This window comes from Streptomyces sp. SID13726 (genome assembly GCF_010548375.1).
In the GTDB taxonomy this organism is placed as follows: Bacteria; Actinomycetota; Actinomycetes; order Streptomycetales; family Streptomycetaceae; genus Streptomyces.
On sequence record NZ_JAAGLY010000003.1, the window covers coordinates 782433 to 805619 of the forward strand.

Below are 23187 nucleotides of genomic sequence, written 5' to 3' on the forward strand. Positions count from 1 at the left end.
CGGAATCTCAGGAAGCGGCCGGGGGATTCCAAGGATCAGCACATGTACGCGCGGCAGGCTGCACCCCACAAAGGCGGATATCTCAGGAAGGCCTGCTGTGGGCGTCTCGCACATATCGAACCGGTCCGGGCAGTCGCGGAGGTGGTCCCGGCGCGGGGTTCTCGCCGCGCTCGGGGCCGTACCGGCCGCGACCCTGCTGACCGGGTGCAGCAGCGGTTCGGCGGACGCGTCGGAGGGGTCGGCGAAGGCGTCCGTGCAGGCGGCGGCCAAGAAGGCGACCATCGCGGTGACCCCGGCGGACGGCACCACGAAGGCCGACTTCGCCGCCCCGGTGGAGGTCACGGTCACGGACGGCACCCTCGCCTCGGTGACGGTGACCGGCAACGACGGTTCGACGCTGGCCGGTTCGCTCAACGGCGGCAGGACGAAATGGACCTCGTCGAAGAATCCGTACTCGGGCACGAAGTACACCGTCACGGCGAAGGCCACGGGCGGCGCCGAGGAGACGCTGACCTTCACCACCAAGTCCCCCGGTGAGACGTTCGTCGGCTACTTCACGCCCGAGGCGGACTCCACCTCCGGCGTCGGCATGCCCGTGTCGATCAACTTCTCGCACGCCGTGTCCGACAAGGCCGCCGTCCAGAAGGCGATCACCGTGACGGCCGAGCCCGCGGTCGACGTCGTGGGCCACTGGTTCAGCGACACCCGGCTCGACTTCCGGCCGGAGACCTACTGGGCCGCCGGGACGACGATCACGCTCGGCCTGCGGCTCAAGGACGTGCAGGGCACGGACGGCGTCTACGGCACGCAGTCCAAGGACGTCACCTTCCACATCGGGCGCGAGCAGATCAGCACGGTCGACCTGGCCACCAAGGAGATGGTCGTCAAACGGGACGGCGCCACGACCGCCACCTACCCCGTCTCCGGCGGCGACTCCGACCACACCACCTGGTCCGGGATCATGGTGATCAGCGAGCGGTTCAAGCAGACCCGCATGGAGTCCTCGACGGTCGGACTCGGCGACGAGTACGACATCTCCGACGTCCCGCACGCCCAGCGCCTGACCACGTCCGGCACCTTCGTGCACGGCAACTACTGGGCGTCCACCTCGGTGTTCGGCAGCCAGAACACCAGCCACGGCTGCGTCGGCCTGCACGACGCGAAGGGCGCGAACGACACGTCGGTCGCCGGTTACAAGTTCTACGAGAGCTCGATGCTCGGCGACGTCGTCATCGTGAAGAACTCCGGCGAGAAGACCGTCGAGGCGTCGAACGGGCTCAACGGCTGGAACCTGTCGTGGGCGGACTGGAAGGCGGGCAGCGCGGTCTAGCCGTCACAGGAGCCGGGCGAGGGCGGTCGCGGAAGGACTGCCGGGCACCGCCTGACAGACGATGATCGCCTGCTGTTCGGCGCCCCCGACGGTGAACGCCAGCCGTCGCAGGGCGAGTTCCCCGACGACCGGGTGCGCGAACCGTTTGAGTTCGTCGCGGGAGGGGCGCGCGTCGCACCGCTCCCACAGACCGCGGAAGTCCGCGTCAGCCGCCAACTCGGCGACGAGCCGCTCGGTGCGCGGATCACGCGGGTCGGCCTCCGCGCTCAAAGCCGCGGCGGTCTGCGCGACGATGTCGGGCCAGTCCGGGAACAGCCGCCGGGTCGCGGGGTCGAGGAACACGTCCCGGGCCAGGTTGTGCACGGGCTCGTACATCGGGGCGAGCGCGCGGGCCCACTTGTTGGCGGCCGGAACGTCGAACCGCCGGTCGCGGACGTACGCCGCGGCAGCCGACCCACCCTTCGAGCAACTGGTGCACATCCGGGGCGACTTCGGGCTCCGCGGCCCGCGCGGGACCGGGTGCGGCGAGCGCGAACAGGTGTGCCGAGGTGTCGGCGTCCAGCTCCAGCGCCCGCGCGAGCGCGTCCAGCACCTGCGGCGACGGATGCCGGTCGACGCCCTGTTCCAGCCGGGTCGGATACGGCTCACTGATACCGGCCAGCCGGGCCGGCTCGTCCCGCCGCAGCCCCGCGACCTCGACGCCGCCCGTGGGGCCGGCCAGGCCCGCACGCGAGGCCGGGACCCGTCCGCGCCGGGCCTTCGGGAACTCGCGGCCACCGCCGAGGTCGTCCTCGAACTGGTCGACACCGACGAACCGCCGCTGCGGCTCTTCCTCGGCACGTACCCCTGTCCCGTCGTCGAGGCCGCCTAGCGGCAGCGCCTGGACACCTGGAACGCGTGGCGCCCGCTCGCCGCGAAGGCGTGAACGGCGGCTCCGGGTGACGGCGAGGGATACCGATTCGCACCATTCACGGCATGAACTCACCTGGGGCGCAACGACTTTCACTGTTTCACCTCTTGACGACCGGAGTGGCCGAGAGCACATTGGGCCCACTTTGAGAGCGCTCTCAGAGTGCGCTCGAAGTGCTCCCGCACCCCCTACTCCGTACCCGAGAGGCAGCACCCCCATGAGTGGAACCTCCGGCATACCCAGACGGCGACGGGCCCTCGTCGCCGTACTGAGCACCCTCGGGCTGGCCGCCGCCCTGGCCCCGGCCGCCACCCTCCCCGCCGACGCCTCCGCCCCCACACCCCCCACCGGCTGGTCACAGGTCTTCGTCGACGACTTCAACGGCACCGCCGGGACCGGCGTCAACACCTCCAACTGGCAGTACGCGACCGGGACTTCGTATCCGGGCGGCCCCGCGAACTGGGGCACGGGCGAGGTCGAGACGATGACCAACAGCACCAGCAACGTCGCGCTGGACGGCAGCGGCAACCTGCGCATCACCCCGCTCCGGAACTCGGCGGGGAACTGGACCTCGGGCCGTATCGAGACCAACCGCACCGACTTCCAGCCCCCGGCCGGCGGCAAGCTGCGGGTCGAGGCACGCATCCAGATGCCGAACGTCACCGGTACCGCGGCCGAGGGCTACTGGCCGGCCTTCTGGATGCTGGGCGCGCCGTACCGCGGCAACTACCAGAACTGGCCGAGCGTCGGCGAGCTGGACATCATGGAGAACGTCCAGGGCATGAACCGGGTCTGGGCCACCATGCACTGCGGCACCAACCCGGGCGGGCCGTGCAACGAGACGACGGGTCTGGGCAACAACGTCGCCTGTCCCGGCTCGACCTGCCAGTCAGGCTTCCACACCTACACGATGGAGTGGGACCGCTCGGTGAGCCCCGAGACGATCCGCTTCCTGGTCGACGGCACCCAGTTCCACTCCGTCAACGCGAGCCAGGTGGACGCGACGACCTGGACCAACGCCACCAACCACGGCTTCTTCATCATCCTCAACGTGGCGATGGGCGGCGCCTTCCCGGACGCGTTCGGCGGCGGGCTCGACTCCGGCACCCAGTCCGGCGTGCCCATGGTCGTCGACTACGTCCAGGTGCTGTCGGCGAGTGGGAGCGGCACCACGCCTCCGCCGACCGGCGGCCGGGACGCCTACAGCACGATCCAGGCGGAGTCCTTCAACAGCCAGAACGGCGTGGGCACCGAGACCACGACCGACACCGGTGGCGGCCAGAACATCGCTTCCCTCGCCAACGGCGACTGGGCGCTCTACCAGAACGTCGACTTCGGCTCCACGGCCGCGACCCAGTTCGTCGCCCGGGTCGCGAGCGGTGCCGGGAGCGGGGTGAGCGGCCTGGTCGAGGTACGCCTCGACAGCCCGACCGCGACTCCGGTGGGCAGCTTCTCCATCGCCAACACCGGCGGCTGGCAGTCCTGGAGAACGGTCCCGGCGAACATCAGCGCGATCACCGGCACGCACAACGTCTATCTGACCTTCACGAGCGGCCAGCCGGCCGACTTCGTGAACGTGAACTGGTTCAACTTCGGCCACTGAACCGTGCGTTGCGGCTGCCCCGTGAGGCTTGTACGGCCTCGCGGGGCAGTTCCGCGTCACCCCAGATAGGCGGGCGCCACCGCCGACTTCATCAGGCGGCGGGCCGTGCCCGTGCCGTCCGCCGGGACCGTCCACAGGTCGGAGCCGTAGTCGCCGGGGAGGGCGTAGACGAGGGTGTGGTCGTCGGACCAGAGTGCCTGGTCGTCGATGTTGCGGGACTCGGCCGTCGGGGTCTCCTTCATGGTCCGCAGGTTCAGGACGTAGAGGCGCCAAGGGGCGTCCGGGGACGCTCCCTTGACGCGCTTCTTGTACGCGATACGGGTGCCGTCCGGGGAGAGGGAGGGGCATTCGACGTTGGCGTGCAGGGCGGTGAGGGTGCGCGCGGTGACGTCGCCGCGCACCAGGTAGGTGCGGCCGCCGGTGGCGAGGGTGGCGTAGAAGTGGTGGTCGTCGGCGAAGGTGACGCCCCAGATGTTGGTGTCCGCCGCGTGGTAGGCGTGACCGTCCTTGACGATGTGGAAGGTCTCCAGGTTGTCGTCGATGGCCCAGGTGCGGGTGTCGACGACGGCCGTGCGGGTGGAGAAGTTCGTCCCGGCGTACGAGTCCCCGCTGACGAACACCGTCCAGGCGACCATGTGTCCCGAGGGCGAGACTCGGGCCCGGGTGGGGATGCCGGCGGCCGGGAAGCGGTGCCGTTCGCGCAGGTGGGCGTCGAGGACCACCGCGCGGTAGGTGTCCTCGATCGCGCCGTGCACGGCCTGGAGGCAGATGCCGGTGCCGGCCGCCGCGTGGAAGCGCAGGCACTTCACGCCGGACGCGGTGCGCGGGCCCTGCGGGTCGTCGGCGGGGACGGTGGCGATCTCGTCCCGGTGCGGGCCCCAGGCCAGGTTCCGTACCAGCAGACGGCGTTGGGCCGAGGGGCGGAGCGAGACGGTACCGGCCCGCACGGTCGGTCCGTCCGCCTGCTGCTCGTCCCGCAGGCCCGAGCGGTGCGCGGCGTACAGCACCGACCCGGTGCCGACGGCGCCGAGCAGCAGGACGGCGACGAGAAGGGTCACCAGACGGGTCGTTCGGTTCATGCGCGCACCTCGTCGGTGGGGCGGAGGACGAAGGAGGCCACGACCGCGCCGACGGCCAGCGCGACCGCGGTGACGGCGAGCGCGCTCCGGCCGCCCCACAGGCTCCAGGCCGCGCCGAAGGCCAGCGAGCAGACGAAGCGGGCCAGCGCCTGGCCGGTGCCGACCAACGCCTGCCCAGCGCCCTGGTGTTGAGCGGGGACGACCCCGGCGGTGGCCGCGGCGAGCACTCCGTCGGTGGCCGCGTAGAAGGTGCCGTGCAGCACGAGGACGGCGACCACGGCCGGGACGCCGTGCCACGGCGAGAGCACCAGGCCGTAGCCGAGCAGCAGGACTCCGTGGCCCGCCAGGAAGAGCCGGCGGCGGCTGACCCGGTCGGCCAGCGCGCCGAGCGGCACGGCGAGCAGCAGGAAGAAGGCGGCCGTGCCGAGCGGCAGCAGCGGGAACAGGTGGGCGGGCAGGTCGCCTTCGCGCTGGAGCAGCAGATACAGGAAGGAGTCGCTGACGGTGGTCAGGCCGAGCAGGGCCGCGCACAGGGTGAGCCGGCGCAGCTCCGGCAGGCGCAACAGCCGTACGGCGTCTCGTAGTTCAGGGGGCCGGGACGACGACTCGGGCGGCCCTGGCCGTCGTACGGCTTCGGCGGGGGCGTCGATGCGGCGGGGCACGAAGAGCACCAGCACCAGGACGCCGAGCACCGCGACGCAGCCGCTGACCGTGAAGACCGCGTCGTAGCCGTCGACGGTGGCCCGCAGGACGGCGAAGGCGACGAGGGGGCCGAGCAGGGCGCCGGTGGTGTCCATGGCGCGGTGGACGCCGAACGCCCGTCCCCGGTGAGCGGGTTCGGTGGCCAGCGAGATCATCGCGTCGCGAGGGGCCGTACGCAGGCCCTTGCCGGTGCGGTCGACCGCGAGCACCGCGCTGAGGACGGGGAGGGTGTGGGCGAGCAGCAACAGCGGCTTGCAGAGCGCCGAGAGGCCGTAGCCGAGGCCCGCGACGGCCTTGTGGCGGCGGCCGCCCCGGTCGGCGAGGTGGCCGCCGGCCAGTCTGACGAGGGCGCCCACGCCGTTGTTGATGCCGTCGAGGAGTCCGAAGCCGAGGGGCGAGAGGCCGAGGCCCGCGATCACGTACAGCGGCAGGACCGCCGTGATCATCTCCGAGGAGACGTCCGTGATCAGGCTGACCGCGCCCAGGGCCAGCACGGTGGAGGGCACGGCGGCCGGCCGCCGCCCCGGACGGGTGTCCGGGACGGCGGCGGCCTGGCTGCCGCGGGAGTCCGTCAGGTACACGGGCGTCAGTTCCAGATGCCGGTGATGTCGGCGGCCGAGGCGGCGTTGCCCGCGTGGGTGCTCAGACCGGCCAGGTCCTCCACCGTGCGCAGCACGTTGTAGTGGTTGTAGGTGGTGGAGCTGGTGCTGCCGGCCGTGACGTGCTGGCCGTAGAAGAGGGTGGGGATGCGGTTGCCGGAGAGCTTGTTGTCCTCGTCGAAGGTGACGGCGAGGACGCTGTTGTGGGTCTTGGCCCAAGTGGCGTACGCGCCCAGGTTGTTCTTGATCCAGGTGTCGCCCGTCGTGACCGAGCAGTCGTGCATGTCGCTGCACAGGTTCGGGGTGACGAAGGAGACCTTGGGCAGGGTCGTGTAGTCGGTGGGGAACTGCGCGAAGGTCTTCGCGGTGTTCGTCGGCACGTTGGAGAAGCCGAACCAGGGGTTGTGCTTCTGCGCGTAGTCGCCACTGCTGCACGTCGTCGAGCCCTGGCTGGGCAGCGACTCGTTGTAGCTCGCCCAGGTCTTGCCCGCCGCGATCAGCTCGGAGGCGAGGTTGGGGGCGGAGAGCGACCCGACGCCGACGCAACTGTCGTCGGTGCGGCCCTGGTTGGAGCCCGAGAACAGCATGTAGTAGTTCGGCTCACTGGGGTGGGTGAGGCCGTAGGACTGGGTGAGGGTGGCGCCACCCGCCTTGAGGGTGTTGTTGAGGTAGGGGGCGCTGGAGCTGCCGATCACCTGCGAGTAGGCGTGGTTCTCCATCACCACGACGACCACGTGGTCGGGGGTGGGGAGAGCGGCGGCCTGGGCCGAGGTGGCCGTCGCGGCCCACACGCCGATCGAGGCGGCGGTGAGGGCGACGGCCCCGGCGAGCGCGGAGAGGGAACGTCGGGTGGGCTGGGGTGCCATGACTGTCCTCCGGACAGAGGTGACGGACGTTCAGGGGGAGGCGGCGCCGCAACGTTAGGGGTCCCCGGCCGGGCCCTGGTGAAGGGCGGGCGAACCATGGACCCCGCCGGGCAAAGATCACCCCACGCACAGGTCATGCACAGCAAAGGGAAAGCCAAATGGACATGACAAACCTGCCGCGCGCCACCCACGCCACCCACCCCCCCCACGCGCCCCCGCCCCACCCCTCACCGCAGCTCCGCCCGAAACGCCGCCGGGGTCACCTCCGTGTGCTGCTGGAAGAACTTCGAGAAGTTCGCCGCGTCCGGGAACCCCACCGCCGCCCCCACCCGCCCGATCGGCATGTCCGTGTGGGCCAGCAGCCGCTTCGCCTCCAGCACCACCCGCTTGTCGATGAACCCCTTCGGCGTCTCCCCCGTCGCCGCCCGCACCGCGCGGACCAGGGTCCGGCGGGAGTAGCCGAGCGCGTCGGCGTACGCGCTCACACTGTGGTTGGTGGCGAAGTCCTTCTCCACGGCCTCCCGGAACAGGGTGAACGTCGACTCCGCGCGCCGCCCCGCCTCCGCCGAGCTGGCCGCGAGGTGGGCCAGCCGCAGCAGGAACGCCGTCAGGGAGTGCCGCAGCACCGAGGTGTGCAGGCTGAGCGGAAGGGTCGCCGTGTCCTCGTACTCCCGCTGGAGCTGGGCGAGGGCGGACGTGAGGCCCGTCAGCTGCGGTGCGGAGGGGCGCAGCAGTGGCGGCAGGTCGTAGCGGTAGAGCCCGGTCGCCTCCACGGTCGCCCGCGGCAGGAACCCCGGCTGCATGGTCAGGACGGTTCCGCGGTACTCGCTCGTCGGCGAGAAGCGGTGGACCTGGCCCGGGCGGATCCACAGCAGGTCGCCCGCCGTCGCCTCGTACTCCGCGAAATCGATCATGTGGCGGACGGGCCCGCCGTCGAACAGCATGACGACATGGAAGTCGATGCGGTGCACGCGCTCCAGCGGGGCGTCCGCATGCCAGGTGCGGCCGGCTCCCATGGCGCCGACCTGCATACCGACTCCCCACACACTCAGCTCGACCGGGAAGGGGAACGTTCTGATCCCGTCCACCCCGCCGTCACCGTCTCCGCCTTGGATGGAGTCTTGGATGGTTCTGTCCGCCATGTCCTGCTCGTGCCGCCTCGTCGATGCTGTCCGTGTCCCACTTTCACCACAGGCTGACACACCGCGACCTTCCCCCGTAAAAGTCAGACTTTTAAGTTTGAACGCGTCAGACCAGCTACTTCGCTCCGATCGAGGACTTCTTGAAGATGAGCACGCAGACACCGGACAGCTTGGAATGGACCGAACTCGACCGGCGTGCCGTCGACACCGCCCGCCTTCTGGCGGCCGATGCCGTGCAGCAGGTCGGGAACGGCCATCCCGGTACGGCCATGAGCCTGGCCCCCGCGGCGTACACGATCTTTCAGAAGGTGATGCGTCATGACCCGGCCGACCCCGAGTGGACGGGACGGGACCGTTTCGTCCTCTCCCCCGGTCACACCTCGCTGACGCTCTACACCCAGCTCTTCCTCTCCGGGTACGAGCTGGAGCTGGACGACCTCAAGGCCTTCCGCACCCACGGCTCCAAGACGCCCGGTCACCCCGAGTACGGGCACACCGCGGGCGTCGAGACCACCACCGGGCCGCTCGGGCAGGGTGTCGCGAACGCCGTCGGCATGGCGATGGCCGCCCGCTACGAGCGCGGCCTGTTCGACCCCGAGGCCCCCGAGGGCGAGTCCCCCTTCGACCACACCGTCTGGGCGATCGTCTCCGACGGCGACCTGGAGGAGGGCATCTCCGCCGAGGCCTCCTCGCTCGCCGGCCACCAGAAGCTCGGCAACCTGGTCTTCGTCTACGACGACAACCACATCTCCATCGAGGGCGACACCGCGACCGCGTTCTCCGAGGACGTCCTGAAGCGGTACGAGGCCTACGGCTGGCACACCCAGCGCATCGAGCCCGGCGCCGACGGCGACATCGACGTACACGCCCTGTACGCGGCCCTGAGGTCCGCGCAGGCCGAGACGGAGCGGCCCTCGATCATCGCGATGCGCACGATCATCGCCTGGCCCGCCCCGAACGCCCGGAACACCGAGGCGTCGCACGGGTCCGCGCTGGGCGCCGACGAGGTCGCCGCGACCAAGCGGGTGCTCGGCTTCGACCCCTCGCGCAGCTTCGAGGTCGCCGACGAGGTGCTGGCCCACTCCCGCGGGGCCCTCGACCGGGGCGCCGAGGCGCACGCGGCCTGGGACAAGCGGATCGCCGTATGGCGTGGTGAGCAGCCCGGGCGGGCCGAGCTCTTCGACCGGATCGTGGCCGGCCAGCTCCCCGAGGGCTGGGAGTCCGCGATCCCGGTGTTCGAGGAGGGCGGGTCCGTCGCCACCCGCGCGGCCTCCGGCAAGGTGCTCCAGGCGCTCGGCGCGGTCCTGCCCGAGCTGTGGGGCGGCTCCGCCGACCTCGCCGGGTCGAACAACACGACCATCGACAGGACCAGCTCCTTCCTCCCGAAGGGCAGCCCGCTGCCGGAGGCCGACCCGTACGGCCGAACCGTCCACTTCGGGATCCGCGAGCACTCGATGGCCGCCGAGATGAACGGCATCGCGCTGCACGGCAACACGCGGATCTACGGCGGCACCTTCCTGGTGTTCTCCGACTACATGCGCAACGCCGTACGCCTGTCCGCGCTGATGCAGCTGCCCGTCACCTACGTGTGGACGCACGACTCCATCGGCCTCGGCGAGGACGGCCCGACGCACCAGCCGGTCGAGCACCTGGCGTCGCTGCGGGCCATCCCGGGCCTGAACATCGTGCGCCCGGCCGACGCCAACGAGACCGCGACCGCCTGGGCCGAGATCCTCAAGCGGCACGCCACCCGTCCGGCCCCGCACGGTCTCGCGCTCACCCGCCAGGGGGTGCCGACCTACGCGCCGAACCCGGACGCGGCCAAGGGCGGTTACGTCCTGAAGGACTCGTCCACGCGGACGCCGGACGTCGTCCTGATCGCCACCGGCTCCGAGGTCCAGCTCGCCGTCGCCGCGCGGGAGCAGCTGGAGGCCGAGGGGGTCGGCACCCGGGTGGTGTCGATGCCGTCCGTGGAGTGGTTCGAGGAGCAGTCGCGGGAGTACCGGGACAGCGTCCTTCCGCCGTCCGTGCGAGCCCGAGTCGCGGTCGAGGCCGGGATCGGTCTCACGTGGTACCGCTTCACGGGAGACGCGGGACGCATCGTCTCCCTCGAACACTTCGGCGCCTCCGCCGACGCGAAGACCCTGTTCGCCGAGTACGGCTTCACCGCCGAGAACGTCGCCGCCGCAGCCAGGGAATCACTGGCCGCCGCGCGTGGTTGATCCGACCGCCAGAAAGAAGATGATCACTGTGACCGAAGCAACCGCGACCGCGGGAGCACTCAAGCGCCTGTCCGACGAGGGCGTCTCCATCTGGCTGGACGACCTGTCGCGCAAGCGGATCGAGTCGGGCAACCTCGCCGAACTCGTCGCCACGAAGCACGTCGTCGGCGTCACCACCAACCCCTCCATCTTCCAGGCCGCCATCGGCTCCGGAGCGGGGTACGAGGAGCAGTTGACCGACCTCGCCACCCGGGGCGTGACGGTCGACGAGGCCGTACGGATGATGACCACGGCCGACGTCCGCGCCGCCGCCGACGTGCTGCGTCCGGTGCACGACGCCACCGGCGGCCGGGACGGCCGGGTCTCCATCGAGGTCGACCCCCGTCTGGCCCACGACACCCGGGCGACGATCGCCGAGGCCAGGCAGCTCTCCTGGCTGGTCGACCGCCCCAACGTCATGATCAAGATCCCGGCGACGAAGGCGGGGCTCCCCGCGATCACCGAGGTCATCGGCCTCGGGATCAGCGTCAACGTCACGCTGATCTTCTCGCTGGAGCGCTACCGCGAGGTCATGGACGCCTACATCGCCGGTCTGGAGAAGGCCGCGAAGAACGGCCTCGACCTCTCCACGATCCACTCCGTCGCCTCCTTCTTCGTCTCCCGCGTCGACTCCGAGATCGACAAGCGGCTGACCGTCCTCGGCACGGACCAGGCCCTCGCGCTCAAGGGCAGGGCCGCGCTCGCCAACGCGCGGCTCGCCTACGAGGCCTACGAAGAGGTCTTCGCCTCGGCCCGCTGGACCGCCCTCGGCGGCGCCCGCGCCAACAGGCAGCGCCCGCTGTGGGCCTCGACCGGCGTGAAGGACCCGTCCTACAAGGACACCCTCTACGTCGACGACCTGGTCGCCCCCGGCACGGTCAACACCATGCCCGAGGCCACGCTGAACGCCACCGCCGACCACGGCGGCATCACCGGCGACACGGTGACCGGCGGCTACGCGCAGGCCCGCGCCGACCTGGGAGCCGTGGAGGCGCTGGGGATCTCGTACGACGAGGTCGTGCAGCAGCTGGAGGACGAGGGCGTCGCCAAGTTCGAGGCGGCCTGGCAGGACCTGCTGGACGCCGTTACCAAGTCGCTGAACAGCAAGGGAGTTGACGCGGAATGACCATCACCGCCGACTGGGAGAACCCCCTGCGCGACGAGCGCGACCGGCGTCTCCCCCGGATCGCAGGTCCTTCCGGTCTCGTCATCTTCGGCGTCACCGGCGACCTGTCCCGCAAGAAGCTGATGCCGGCCGTCTACGACCTCGCCAACCGCGGCATGCTCCCGCCGGGCTTCTCGCTCGTCGGGTTCGCCCGCCGGGACTGGGAGGACGAGGACTTCGCGCAGATCGTGCACGACTCCGTACGGGAGCACGCGCGGACCGAGTTCCGGGAGGAGGTGTGGCAGCAGCTCGCCGAGGGGATGCGGTTCATCCCGGGCGACTTCGACGACGACACCGCGTTCAAGCAGCTCAAGTCGGCCGTCGACGAGCTGGACGCCTCCCGCGGCACCGGATCGAACTTCGCCTTCTACCTCTCCGTACCGCCGAAGTTCTTCCCCAAGGTCGTCCAGCAGCTGAAGAAGCACGGGCTCGCGGACGCCCCCGAGGGCTCCTGGCGGCGCGCGGTCATCGAGAAGCCGTTCGGCCGCGACCTCGCCAGCGCGCGGGACCTGAACGCGCTCGTGCACGACGTGTTCGACCCCGAGCAGGTCTTCCGGATCGACCACTACCTCGGCAAGGAGACCGTCCAGAACATCCTGGCGCTCCGCTTCGCCAACCAGATGTACGAGCCCATCTGGAACCGGTCGTACGTCGACCACGTGCAGATCACGATGGCCGAGGACATCGGCATCGGCGGCCGGGCCGGCTACTACGACGGCATCGGCGCCGCCCGTGACGTCATCCAGAACCACCTGCTCCAGCTGATGGCGCTGACCGCCATGGAGGAGCCGGCCGCCTTCGACGCGGAGTCGCTGCTCACCGAGAAGCTGAAGGTCCTCAGGGCCGTGAAGCTGCCGGAGGACATCGGCGCGCACGCCGTGCGCGGGCAGTACGCGGGCGCGTGGCAGGGCGGCGAGAAGGTGCCCGGCTATCTGGAGGAGGAGGGCATCGACCCCGACTCCACCACGGACACCTTCGCGGCCATCAAGCTGAACGTCGACAACCGCCGCTGGGCGGGGGTGCCGTTCTACCTGAGGACCGGCAAGCGGCTGGGCCGGCGCGTCACCGAGATCGCCGTCGTCTTCCAGACCGCCCCGCACTCCCCCTTCGACCACACGGCGACCGAGGAGCTCGGCAAGAACGCGATCGTCATCCGCGTCCAGCCGGACGAGGGCATGACGGTCCGGTTCGGGTCGAAGGTGCCGGGCACCTCGATGGAGATCCGGGACGTGACGATGGACTTCGCCTACGGCGAGTCGTTCACGGAGTCCAGCCCTGAGGCGTACGAGCGCCTCATCCTGGATGTCCTCCTCGGGGACGCCAACCTGTTCCCGCGTCACCAGGAAGTGGAAGAGTCCTGGAAGATCCTCGACCCGATCGAGGAGCACTGGGCGAACCACGGCCGTCCGGCGCAGTACGCGTCGGGTACCTGGGGACCCGAGGAAGCCGACGAGATGCTCGCACGAGACGGACGGAGCTGGCGCAGGCCATGAAGATCGACCTGACCGACACCACGGCAAGCAAGATCAACAAGGCGCTGGTGCAGGGTCGCCGCGCCATCGGAACCCCCGCGGTGGGCATGGTCCTGACGATGGTGATCGTCACGGACGAGGAGAACGCCTACGACGCGATCAAGGCGGCCGAGGAGGCCTCGCACGAGCACCCCTCGCGCACCCTCGTCGTCATCAAGCGGCACGCCCGCACCGCCCGCGACCGGATGGCGTCCAAGCTGGACGCCGAGGTCCGGGTGGGCGCCGACGCCGGCACCGGCGAGACGGTGATCCTGCGGACCTACGGCGAGGTGTCCGACCACGCCGACTCCGTGGTGCTGCCGCTGCTGCTGCCGGACGCGCCGGTCGTCGTGTGGTGGCCGGTGGACGCGCCGCAGAACCCCGCGAAGGACCCGCTGGGCGCGCTGGCCCAGCGCCGGATCACCGACCTGTACGCGGTGGAGAACCCCCTCGAGGTGCTGGAGACCCGGGTCCGCTCCTACGCGCCGGGCGACACCGACCTCGCCTGGACCCGGCTGACGCCGTGGCGCTCGATGCTGGCGGCGGCCCTCGACCAGGCCCGTGCGGAGATCATCTCCGGGGCGGTGGAGGCCGAGGCGGACAACCCGGCCGCGGAGCTGCTCGCGCGCTGGCTGGAGGCGCGCCTCAAGGTGAAGATCGACCGGGTCGTCACGGCCGGGCCGGTCGTCACGGCCGTCCGCCTGGGCACCGCGAACGGCGAGGTCGTCATCGACCGCCCCGAGGGCCCGCTGGCCACGCTGTCCCTGCCGGGCCAGCCCTCCCGGACCCTCGCGCTGAAGGTCCGCTCCACCTCCGAACTCATCGCCGAGGAGCTGCGCCGCCTCGACGCCGACGAGATGTACGCCGTCGCCCTGCGCGGCGAGGGCACCAAGGAGACCGCCTCTCATGTCTGATGCCGTGAACCTCACCCGCCGCCCCGAGTGGGCGGCCCTGGAGGACCACCGCGCTCTCGGAGTCACCCATCTGCGCGACCTGTTCGCCCAGGACCCGGGGCGCGCCGAGCGGTACGTCGTGCGCGTCGGCGACCTGCGCATCGACTACTCCAAGCACCTGATCACCGACGAGACCCTGGCCCTGCTCCAGGAACTCGCCACCGCCACCGACGTGTTCGGGCTGCGGGACGCCATGTTCCGCGGCGAGCGGATCAACCTCACCGAGGACCGGGCGGTCCTGCACACCGCGCTGCGTGCCCCCGCCGACGCGGTGATCGAGGTCGACGGCGAGAACGTCGTCCCCGGCGTCCACGCCGTGCTCGACAAGATGGGCGACTTCGCGAACCGGGTCCGCTCCGGCGAGTGGACCGGCCACACCGGCAAGCGGATCAAGAACGTCGTCAACATCGGCATCGGCGGCTCCGACCTCGGTCCCGCGATGGCGTACGAGGCCCTGCGGGCCTTCACGGCACGGGAGTTGACCTTCCGCTTCGTGTCCAACGTGGACGGCGCCGACCTGCACGAGGCGGTCCGGGACCTGGACCCGGCGGAGACTCTGTTCATCGTCGCGTCCAAGACGTTCACCACGATCGAGACGATCACGAACGCCACCTCGGCCCGCTCCTGGCTGCTGGAGGGCCCAGACGGACTCGGCGACGACAAGGCGGTGGCGAAGCACTTCGTCGCCCTGTCGACGAACGCCGAGAAGGTCACGGACTTCGGTATCGACCCGGACAACATGTTCGAGTTCTGGGACTGGGTCGGCGGCCGCTACTCCTTCGACTCGGCGATCGGCCTCTCCCTGGCGATCGCCATCGGCCCTGACCGGTTCCGGGAGATGCTGGACGGTTTCCGGATCGTCGACGAGCACTTCCGCAACGCGCCCGCGGAGGCCAACGCCCCGCTGCTGCTCGGCCTGTTGGGCGTCTGGTACGGCAACTTCCACGACGCCCAGTCGCACGCGGTGCTGCCGTACTCCCACTACCTGTCGAAGTTCACCGCCTATCTCCAGCAGCTGGACATGGAGTCCAACGGCAAGTCGGTGCAGCGGGACGGCGACCCGGTGCAGTGGCAGACCGGTCCCGTGGTGTGGGGCACGCCCGGCACCAACGGGCAGCACGCCTACTACCAGTTGATCCACCAGGGCACCAAGCTGATCCCGGCCGACCTGATCGGCTTCGCCCGTCCGGTGGCCGAGCTGAGTGACGAACTCAAGGCGCAGCACGACCTGTTGATGGCCAACCTGTTCGCACAGGGACAGGCGCTCGCCTTCGGCAAGACCGCCGAGGAGGTCCGCGCGGAGGGTGTGGCAGAGGCGCAGGTGGCCCACCGCACCTTCAAGGGCAACCACCCGACGACCACGATCCTGGCCCGCGAGCTCACCCCGTCGGTGCTCGGCCAGCTGATCGCCCTCTACGAGCACAAGGTGTTCGTGCAGGGCGCGATCTGGAACATCGACTCCTTCGACCAGTGGGGCGTCGAGCTCGGCAAGGTCCTCGCCAAGCGCGTCGAGCCCGCCCTGACCGAGGGCGCGGACGTCCCCGGCCTCGACCCCTCCACCACCGCCCTCGTGGCCGCCTACCGTGAACTGAAGGAAGTGCACTGACATGCAGTTGGGACTCATCGGCCTGGGCAAGATGGGCGGCAACATGCGCGAGCGCATCCGCCGCGCGGGCCACACCGTCGTCGGCTACGACCGCAACCCCGAGGTCTCCGACGTGGCGAGCCTCGCCGAACTGGTCGACAAGCTCGAAGCCCCGCGCGTGGTCTGGGTGATGGTGCCGGCCGGCGCCGCGACCCAGTCCGTCGTGGACGAGCTCGGCGGTCTCCTCTCCCCCGGAGACACCGTGGTCGACGGCGGCAACTCCCGCTGGAGCGACGACGAGAAGCACGCCGAGGAGCTGGGCGCCAAGGGCATCGGCTTCGTCGACGCCGGTGTCTCGGGTGGCGTGTGGGGCCTCCAGAACGGCTACGCCCTGATGGTCGGCGGCGACAAGGAGCACGTGGACCGGCTCCAGCCGATCTTCGAGGCGCTCAAGCCCGAGGGGCCGTACGGCTATGTCCACGCGGGCAAGGTCGGCGCCGGGCACTTCTCCAAGATGGTCCACAACGGCATCGAGTACGCCATGATGCAGGCGTACGCCGAGGGCTGGGAGCTCCTGGAGAAGGTCGAGTCGGTGGACAGCGTCCGGGAGGTGTTCCGCTCCTGGCAGGAGGGGACCGTCATCCGCTCCTGGCTGCTCGACCTCGCGGTGAACGCCCTCGACGAGGACGAGCACCTGGACAAGCTGAAGGGCTTCGCGCAGGACTCCGGCGAGGGCCGCTGGACCGTCGAGGCGGCCGTGGACAACGCGGTGCCGCTGCCCACGATCACGGCCTCGCTGTTCGCGCGGTTCGCGTCCCGCCAGGACGACTCCCCGCAGATGAAGATGATCGCGGCGCTGCGCAACCAGTTCGGCGGGCACGCCGTCGAGTCGAAGTAGGCGCGTCGTGGGGGATCTTCTTCTGGTCCGCCACGGCGAGACGGAGTGGAGCGTGTCGGGACAGCACACCAGCTGGACCGACCTGCCCCTCACCCAGCACGGCGAGGAACAGGCCAAGTCACTCGCTCCGCTCCTCTCGGGCCGGACCTTCTCGCTCGCGCTGACCAGTCCGCTGGGCCGCGCGATACGCACCGCCGAACTGGCGGGCATCTCCGGGGCGTCGACCTGCCCCGACCTGCACGAGTGGGACTACGGCGGCTACGAGGGCGTCACCACCGTGGACATCCACCGCACCCGCCCCGACTGGTACCTGTGGACCGACGGCGTCCCGCCGGGCCCGGATGGCCACCCCGGCGAGTCGCCCGAGGAGGTCGGCCGCCGCGCCGACCGGGTCCTGGCCCGCGTGGACACCGCCCTCCCGGACGGCGACGTGGTCCTCGTGGCCCACGCCCACTTCCTGCGCGTCCTGACCGCCCGCCGCCTGGGGCTCGCCCCGGCTGAGGGCCGCCTGTTCCAGCTGGCGACCGGGACGGTGAGCCGGCTGTCCACGGAGCACGGCCGGCCGGTGATCGCGGAGTGGAACACGCGGGTCTAGCACGGCGGTTGTGAACGGCCCGGGAGCACAGGCTCCCGGGCCCTCGTCGTCCGCGGGGCCTGTTGACACCGTGCCGTGCGCGTTGGAGAGTCACGGCTGATGGAGATCAACAACCTGACACCGGCCGAACTGCGGGTGTGGCGGGCCTTCCCCCGGGGCGAGGCCGTGGACTTCCGTGCGGCGCCGGACGAGGACGTGACGGGCGGCGCCGAGTGGGGCGCCGAACGCACGCTCCGGGCAACCGTGTTGCGGGCGCTGCTGCTCAACGGGCCGCAGGAGGACGGGGAGATCGCCGCCCTGAGAGTGGCGGGGGCGCGGGTCACCGGGGTGCTCAATCTCCAGCACGCCGGCGTCGACCACGCGGTGCGGCTCGCGCACTGCCACTTCGAGGACGCGCCCGAGCTGTACGGCTCCCGGCTGCGGCAACTGCGGCTGAGCGGTTCGGCGCTGCCCGGGCTGAACGCCATCAGGGTGCAGACGGAGACGGTCCTGCGGCTGACGGAGTGCCGGATACACGGGCCGATCCGCCTCGGCGGGGCGCAGATCGCGGGCGGCCTCTTCATGGAGCGCGCCGAGATCACCGGTGGGGACTCCGGCGAGCCCGCGCTCGCCCTCAACCACGTGACGGTCGGCGCCGATCTGTGGGTGCCCGGGCTGCGGGCCGTGGGCGAGGTACGGCTCAACGGCGCCTCGGTCGCCGGATCGGTCAACTTCAACGACTCGCACCTGAGCAACCCCGGCGACCTGGTGCTGGACGCGCAGACGCTCAGCGTGGAGACCGACTTCCACATGCGCCGGCTGCGCACCGAGGGCTGGATCGGCCTGCGCGGCGCCCGCGTCGCCGGCCGCCTCGACCTGTCGTACGCCCATCTGTCGAACCCCGGCGACGCGGCGCTGCGCGCGAGCAGTTGCAGCATCGGCGAACTGTGGCTGCGCAAGGGCCCGCCCATGGAGGGCACCCTGACCCTGCGCCGCGCACAGATCGACGAGCTGTTCCTGGAGCCGGAGTCCGTGCCGGACGAGGTGCAGTTCAACGGGCTCGTCTACACCTCGCTCACCCCGCAGCAGCCGCCCGCGCGCCGGCTGCCGATGCTGGAGCGGGACCGGGAGGGCTATGTCCCGCAGGCCTACGAGCAGTTGACGGCCGCGTACCGCAGGATCGGCGACGACCACGCGGCCCGTCTCGTCCAGCTCGCCAAGCAGCGCCGCCGCCGGGCCACCCTGCCCTGGTACGGGCGCCTGTGGGGCCATGTCCAGGACGCCACCGTCGGCTACGGCTTCCACCCGCTGCGCGCCTGCGGCTGGCTGCTCTCCCTGCTGGCCGTCGGCACGATCGCCTACGGCCTCCACCACCCGCCGCCGCTGAAGGCCGACGAGGCGCCGCGCTTCAACGCGTTCTTCTACACCCTCGACCTGCTGCTGCCGGTGATCTCCTTCGGCCAGGAGAGCGCCTTCGCCCCGCGAGGCGGGTTCCAGTGGCTGTCGTACGCCCTGGTCATCGCGGGCTGGGTGCTGGCGACGACGGTCTTCGCGGGCGTCACGCGGACCGTCAACCGCCAGTGACGCAGGGCTGCTTGGGCCCGGGCCCACTTGGGGGCCGGGATTACTTGGAGGCCGGGATTACTTGGAGGTGGGGACTACTTGGACGTCGGGACCGCCCCGGCCAGCTCCGCGATGTCGGCCAGCATCCGCGCCGCGTCCGGCTCCCGGCCGGTGAACAGCCGGAACGCGTCCACGGCCTGGAAGACGGCCATGCCGCCACCGTCCAGCGTGGCGCAGCCCAACGCCCGTGCGGTGCGCAGCAGTTCCGTCTCCAGCGGGCGGTAGACCACCTCGGCGACCCACAACTCGGGCCGCAGCAGTCCGGCCCGGAAGGGCAGTCCGGGGTGCGCGGCCATGCCGGTGGGGGTGGCGTGCACGACGCCATCGGCGGCGGCGAGCAGCGGGGCGAGCCGGTCCGGGGTGGCCGCAGCCGCGCGTCCCGCGCCGAAGTGGCGGTTCAGTGAGGCGGCGAGATCCGCGGCCCGGTCGGCGAGCGCGTCGACGACGGTGACCCGCTCGGCGCCCAGGGTGAGGGTCGCGTGCGCGACGGCTGCCCCCGCTCCGCCCGCGCCCAGCTGTACGACCCGCTCCAGCGGCACGTCGGGCAGTCCGCGCGCGAAGGACGCGGCGAACCCGGTGACGTCGGTGTTGTGGCCGGTCGCGCGGCCGTCCTCGAAGACCACGGTGTTGACCGCGCCGAGCGCCTCGGCCTGCTGGGCGAGCGCGTCGAGGTGCTCGATGACCAGCTGCTTGCAGGGGTGGGTGATGTTCAGCCCGTCGAAGCCCAGGTCACGGGCGGCCCGCACCAGGTCCCCGACCGCCTCGGGACGCGCGCCGAGCACGTCCAGGTCGATGAGCCGGTACAGATAGCGCAGCCCCTGCCGGTCCGCCTCGCGCTCGTGCAGCGCCGGGCTGAGCGAAGGCCCGATGCCGGCGCCGATCAGTCCGACGAGAAACGAGTCCTTGGCCACGCGGACCTCCTGAGCCGATCACTAATGTACGAACTAGTACGTTAGCTATATCAGCCGTACCGCCGCCGGGGAAGAGCCCGGCCGCGCCTTCTAGAATCTGCGGCACCGGCCGCTCTCCCGAAGGAACCCGATGACCAGCGTCGACGAACCGGCACGACCCAACGGGCGGATCCGCGACGCCGCCCGCACCCAGGCCGAGATCCTCGACGTGGCGACCCAGGAGTTCGCGCGGGCCGGCTACGACGGCGCCCGGGTCGACGAGATCGCCGCCCGCACCCGCACCACCAAGCGGATGATCTATTACTACTTCGGCGGCAAGGAGCAGCTCTTCACAGCCGTCCTGGAGCGGGCGTACACCGTGATCCGCGAGGCCGAGCAGGAGCTGGACGTCGAGCACCTGGACCCGGTCGCGGCCATCCGGCGCCTGGCCGAACTGACCTTCGACCACCACGAGCAGCACCCCGACTTCATCCGCCTGGTCAGCATCGAGAACATCCACGGGGCCGAGCACATCGCCGCCTCCGAGAAGCTCGGCAGGATCGGCTCCCCCGCACTCGACGTGATCCGCCGCATCCTGGCCTCGGGACAGGAGTCCGGCCTGTTCACGGCGGACGTGGACGCGGTCGACCTGCACGCGATGATCAGCTCGTTCTGCTTCTTCCGGGTGGCCAACCGGCACACCTTCGGCGCGCTCTTCGGCCGCGACCTGGTCGCCCCCGAGCAGCGCGAGCACTACCGGGCCATGCTGGGAGACATGGTGATCGCGTATCTGACGGCGGAGCGCGCGTCGGACTGACCGCGCCCGGCACACCCCCTTGACACGCGGGACATGCGGGCGCAACATCCTCCGCAACCGCTACTAACTATCCAGTGGGTTAATTAACTGGATAGCTCCCGGAGTCCCCCCGAAGGAGCACCCCGTGTCCGTCCCCGCCGAAGCCGTCGGGCAACCGAAAAAGGCCGCCACCGCCGCCTGGATCGGCAGCGCCCTGGAGTACTACGACTTCTTCATCTACGGCAGCGCCGCAGCCCTGATCTTCCCGAAGGTGTTCTTCGACGAGTCCGACCCGGCCACCGCGACCCTGCTGTCGCTGGCCACCTTCGGTGTCGCCTACGCGGCCCGGCCGGTCGGCGCACTCTTCATGGGCCACATCGGCGACCGGGTCGGCCGTAAGAAGATCATGGTCTTCACGCTGATCCTGATGGGCGTGTCGACGTTCCTCATCGGCTGTCTGCCGACCCGCCACCAGGTCGGCACCCTCGCCCCGGTGCTCCTGGTGCTGTGCCGGGTGCTCCAGGGCATCTCGGCGGCCGGCGAGCAGGCCAGCGCGAACTCCATGTCACTGGAACACGCGCCGTCACACCGGCGCGGCTTCTTCACGAGCTTCACGCTCAGCGGCACACAGGGCGGACAACTGCTCGCCACCCTGGTCTTCCTGCCGGTCGCCGCGCTGCCCGAGGACCAACTGCTCTCCTGGGGCTGGCGGGTGCCGTTCTGGCTGAGCGTCGCGGTCGCCGTGGTCGGCTTCGTCATCCGGCGAAAGCTGGACGAGACACCGGCGTTCGAGCAGCAGGCGGCTTCCGGCGAGGTCGTGAAGCTGCCGCTGGCGGTGCTGATGCGAGAGCACTGGGCGGACGTGCTGCGGGTGATCGGCGGCGCCCTCATCGCCTCGGTCTCCACGATCTTCACGGTGTGGGCGCTGGCGTACGCGACCAGCGACGCGGTCGGGATGAGCCGGTCCTCGATGCTGTGGGTGGGCGCGCTGGCCAACCTGGTCGCGCTCGCCGCGATCCCCCTGTGGGCCACGCTCTCGGACCGCATCGGCCGACGCCCGGTCTTCCTGATCGGCGCGGTGGGCAGCGCGATCACGATGTTCCTGTACCTGTGGGCGATCTCCACGGGCAACTACCCGCTGACCCTGCTGCTCGGCATCGTGACCTTCGGCGTCGTCTACAGCGCGGCGAACGGTGTCTGGCCGTCCTTCTACGGCGAGATGTTCTCCACCCGGGTCCGGCTGTCCGGCATGGCCATCGGCACCCAGATCGGCTTCGCCGTGGCCGGTTTCGCGGTCACCTTCGCCGCGCAGATCGCGGGCCCCGACGGCACCGACTGGTCCTCGGTGGCGCTGTTCACGGCGGCCCTGTGCGTCCCGCCGGTGATCGCCGCCCTGACCGCCCGCGAGACCCACAAGGTCGCCACGGCGGACCTCGGCACACGGACTCCGCGCGAGACCGCCCGCCCGGAGACGGTCTCCGCCTGATTCCCCCCTCCCCGGCTTCGAGCCCCCGGACGCCCCTGCGGCTGCCGGGGGCTCGGGCAGGTCCGGGTCAGGCAGGGGCGGCGGCCACGCAGAACTCGTTGCCCTCGGGGTCGGCCATCACGACGTGATGCCCCTCGAACTCCGCCAGCACGCTCCCGCCCGCCTCCACCAGCCGCTCGGACTCGGCCCGGACGCGGGCCCATCTCTCGTCGGGACCGCCGTGCCCCGGCACCCGGACGTCGATGTGGAGCCGGTTCTTCGCGGTCTTGGGCTCGGGGACCCTCAGGACGGACAGCCGGGGCCCCACCCCCTCGGGATCGCACAGCCAGGCGCCGTCGTCCTCCGACTCGTCCTCCGGGAGGTCGAACTGCGCGAGCCACTCCGCGCGGGTGGTGAAGGGCGCGGGCGGCGGTTCGTCGACGTAGCCCAGCGCGGTCTTCCAGAACGCGGCGAGCAGCGGCGCGTCCGCGCAGTCCAGGGTGAGATCGAAAGTGGCGGCCATGTCAGGACCGTACTGCGTGCCACCGACAGTCGGCCTCAGGAGTTCGACCAGCCCCGCGCGCACAGCACCAGCCGGTACCCGTCCGGGTCCTCGACGGTGACGCCCCACTCGTTCCAGTACGGGTTGGGCGACAGCACCCGCTTGCCGCCGTGCGCCTCCAGGCGGGCGACGAGTTCCTCCGGCACCGGCTCGTCGACGTAGATCACCAGGAGGTCCTCCTCGGTGGGACGGGGTTCGACGGGCCTGCCCTGTTCGTGGACGAGTTCCAGATGCCACCCGGCGTCCGGCCAGCCGAGCATCAGCAGGTCGTGCTCGCCGGGTTCGGGGCCGCCCTCCGCCCGCCATACGACACCCAGCCCGAGCCCCTCGACCCAGAACCGTTCGGCGGCCGCCAGGTCCCGGGACGGGCGGGCGACACGGATGTGGCTGCGGCCGTTGACCGGCATGGTGACCTCTTCCCCTAGGTGTGCCGTCAGCCTAGGCAGCCCCCGTACACCGGCACATCGGCCATCCGCCCTGCTCCCGGGGTCGTAGGACCTCGCCCTGGAGGTGTTGCCAGGACCTGCGATCCGATCGACGTGACGCCCGCAGCGCGCCACGGGTTGACTATCGTTGCCGGATCGACGGGCGGTGGCGAGAGGTGGGCAAGCGAGTGGCGGGGGCCGGTTGGATACGGGTGCCGGTGGGTGACGACGCGGGGCGGTGGTCCACC

Annotated in this window: 20 protein-coding genes and 1 pseudogene; 12 read left to right on the plus strand and 9 right to left on the minus strand. The window is 70.9% G+C overall.

The genetic code is table 11. The features are described 5' to 3' along the window. Window positions 1–97: 97 nt before the first annotated feature. Entirely contained in the window at window positions 98–1330 is a 1233-nt protein-coding gene (locus G3I78_RS10810) for an Ig-like domain-containing protein (protein ID WP_164422853.1), read from the plus strand. 3 nt (window positions 1331–1333) lie between these two features. Here the strand turns inward: G3I78_RS10810 and G3I78_RS51880 are convergent, their stop codons facing one another. Both G3I78_RS51880 and G3I78_RS51885 read right to left on the minus strand, forming a co-directional pair. After that, window positions 1334–1810, minus strand: coding sequence for a hypothetical protein (locus tag G3I78_RS51880; protein ID WP_239157720.1), 477 nt, complete (start codon window positions 1808–1810; stop codon window positions 1334–1336). A 115-nt stretch (window positions 1811–1925) separates the two neighbouring features. Continuing rightward, window positions 1926–2477: pseudogene (locus G3I78_RS51885) on the minus strand (hypothetical protein); the annotation flags it as partial. Here G3I78_RS51885 and G3I78_RS10820 point away from each other — a divergent pair. Further along, window positions 2458–3843: a glycoside hydrolase family 16 protein gene (locus tag G3I78_RS10820; RefSeq protein WP_164422855.1), complete on the plus strand. Its 1386-nt coding sequence runs from the start codon at window positions 2458–2460 to the stop codon at window positions 3841–3843. The pseudogene G3I78_RS51885 and the gene G3I78_RS10820 overlap by 20 nt on opposite strands. 56 nt (window positions 3844–3899) lie before the next feature. On the opposite strand, the gene G3I78_RS10825 is transcribed toward G3I78_RS10820, so the two are convergent. The 4 genes from G3I78_RS10825 to G3I78_RS10840 form a co-directional block, all read right to left on the minus strand. Further along, a complete protein-coding gene (locus G3I78_RS10825) occupies window positions 3900–4922 on the minus strand; it encodes a TolB-like translocation protein (protein WP_164422857.1) in 1023 nt (340 codons plus the stop codon). After that, entirely contained in the window at window positions 4919–6205 is a 1287-nt protein-coding gene (locus G3I78_RS10830; RefSeq protein WP_164422859.1) for an MFS transporter, read from the minus strand. The genes G3I78_RS10825 and G3I78_RS10830 overlap by 4 nt, the downstream gene beginning before the upstream one ends. A gap of 5 nt (window positions 6206–6210) precedes the next feature. Beyond that, window positions 6211–7089 carry an alkaline phosphatase family protein gene (locus tag G3I78_RS10835; RefSeq protein ID WP_164422861.1) on the minus strand — a complete coding sequence of 293 codons (879 nt, stop codon included), beginning with the start codon at window positions 7087–7089 and terminating at the stop codon, window positions 6211–6213. Window positions 7090–7316: 227 nt separating this feature from the next. Beyond that, the gene (locus tag G3I78_RS10840) at window positions 7317–8231 is read right to left on the minus strand and encodes an AraC family transcriptional regulator (RefSeq protein WP_164422863.1); all 915 of its coding nucleotides are present in this window, start codon (window positions 8229–8231) and stop codon (window positions 7317–7319) included. A gap of 146 nt (window positions 8232–8377) precedes the next feature. Between G3I78_RS10840 and tkt the strand changes: the two genes are divergently transcribed. The 8 genes from tkt (at window position 8378) to G3I78_RS10880 (ending at window position 18762) form a co-directional block, all read left to right on the plus strand. Next, on the plus strand, window positions 8378–10453 hold the full coding sequence (gene tkt / locus G3I78_RS10845) for a transketolase (RefSeq protein ID WP_164422865.1): 2076 nt from the start codon (window positions 8378–8380) through the stop codon (window positions 10451–10453). Between the two features lie 19 nt (window positions 10454–10472). Further along, window positions 10473–11618: a transaldolase gene (tal, locus tag G3I78_RS10850; protein WP_164422867.1), complete on the plus strand. Its 1146-nt coding sequence runs from the start codon at window positions 10473–10475 to the stop codon at window positions 11616–11618. Next, entirely contained in the window at window positions 11615–13150 is a 1536-nt protein-coding gene (gene zwf / locus G3I78_RS10855) for a glucose-6-phosphate dehydrogenase (RefSeq protein WP_164422869.1), read from the plus strand. Before tal ends, zwf begins: the two co-directional genes overlap by 4 nt. Further along, window positions 13147–14082, plus strand: a complete 936-nt coding sequence (opcA, locus tag G3I78_RS10860) for a glucose-6-phosphate dehydrogenase assembly protein OpcA (protein ID WP_164422871.1) — start codon at window positions 13147–13149, stop codon at window positions 14080–14082. Before zwf ends, opcA begins: the two co-directional genes overlap by 4 nt. Further along, window positions 14075–15727, plus strand: a complete 1653-nt coding sequence (gene pgi / locus G3I78_RS10865) for a glucose-6-phosphate isomerase (RefSeq protein ID WP_164422873.1) — start codon at window positions 14075–14077, stop codon at window positions 15725–15727. The genes opcA and pgi overlap by 8 nt, the downstream gene beginning before the upstream one ends. 1 nt (window position 15728) lies before the next feature. Continuing rightward, on the plus strand, window positions 15729–16604 hold the full coding sequence (gnd, locus tag G3I78_RS10870) for a phosphogluconate dehydrogenase (NAD(+)-dependent, decarboxylating) (protein WP_164422875.1): 876 nt from the start codon (window positions 15729–15731) through the stop codon (window positions 16602–16604). 7 nt (window positions 16605–16611) lie between these two features. Further along, window positions 16612–17199: a histidine phosphatase family protein gene (locus G3I78_RS10875; RefSeq protein ID WP_164422877.1), complete on the plus strand. Its 588-nt coding sequence runs from the start codon at window positions 16612–16614 to the stop codon at window positions 17197–17199. A 99-nt stretch (window positions 17200–17298) separates the two neighbouring features. Next, window positions 17299–18762 carry a membrane-associated oxidoreductase gene (locus tag G3I78_RS10880; RefSeq protein WP_164422879.1) on the plus strand — a complete coding sequence of 488 codons (1464 nt, stop codon included), beginning with the start codon at window positions 17299–17301 and terminating at the stop codon, window positions 18760–18762. 74 nt (window positions 18763–18836) lie between these two features. On the opposite strand, the gene G3I78_RS10885 is transcribed toward G3I78_RS10880, so the two are convergent. Next, window positions 18837–19712 carry a shikimate dehydrogenase gene (locus tag G3I78_RS10885; RefSeq protein WP_164422880.1) on the minus strand — a complete coding sequence of 292 codons (876 nt, stop codon included), beginning with the start codon at window positions 19710–19712 and terminating at the stop codon, window positions 18837–18839. A gap of 130 nt (window positions 19713–19842) precedes the next feature. On the opposite strand from G3I78_RS10885, the gene G3I78_RS10890 reads away from it, so the two are divergent. Together G3I78_RS10890 and G3I78_RS10895 are read left to right on the plus strand one after the other, a co-directional pair. Next, on the plus strand, window positions 19843–20508 hold the full coding sequence (locus G3I78_RS10890) for a TetR/AcrR family transcriptional regulator (protein WP_164422882.1): 666 nt from the start codon (window positions 19843–19845) through the stop codon (window positions 20506–20508). A gap of 124 nt (window positions 20509–20632) precedes the next feature. After that, window positions 20633–21973, plus strand: coding sequence for an MFS transporter (locus G3I78_RS10895; protein ID WP_164422884.1), 1341 nt, complete (start codon window positions 20633–20635; stop codon window positions 21971–21973). A gap of 67 nt (window positions 21974–22040) precedes the next feature. Here G3I78_RS10895 and G3I78_RS10900 read toward each other — a convergent pair whose 3' ends face one another. Beyond that, a complete protein-coding gene (locus tag G3I78_RS10900) occupies window positions 22041–22475 on the minus strand; it encodes a VOC family protein (protein WP_164422887.1) in 435 nt (144 codons plus the stop codon). A 35-nt stretch (window positions 22476–22510) separates the two neighbouring features. Continuing rightward, window positions 22511–22921, minus strand: coding sequence for a VOC family protein (locus G3I78_RS10905; protein WP_164422888.1), 411 nt, complete (start codon window positions 22919–22921; stop codon window positions 22511–22513). Window positions 22922–23187: the final 266 nt, after the last annotated feature.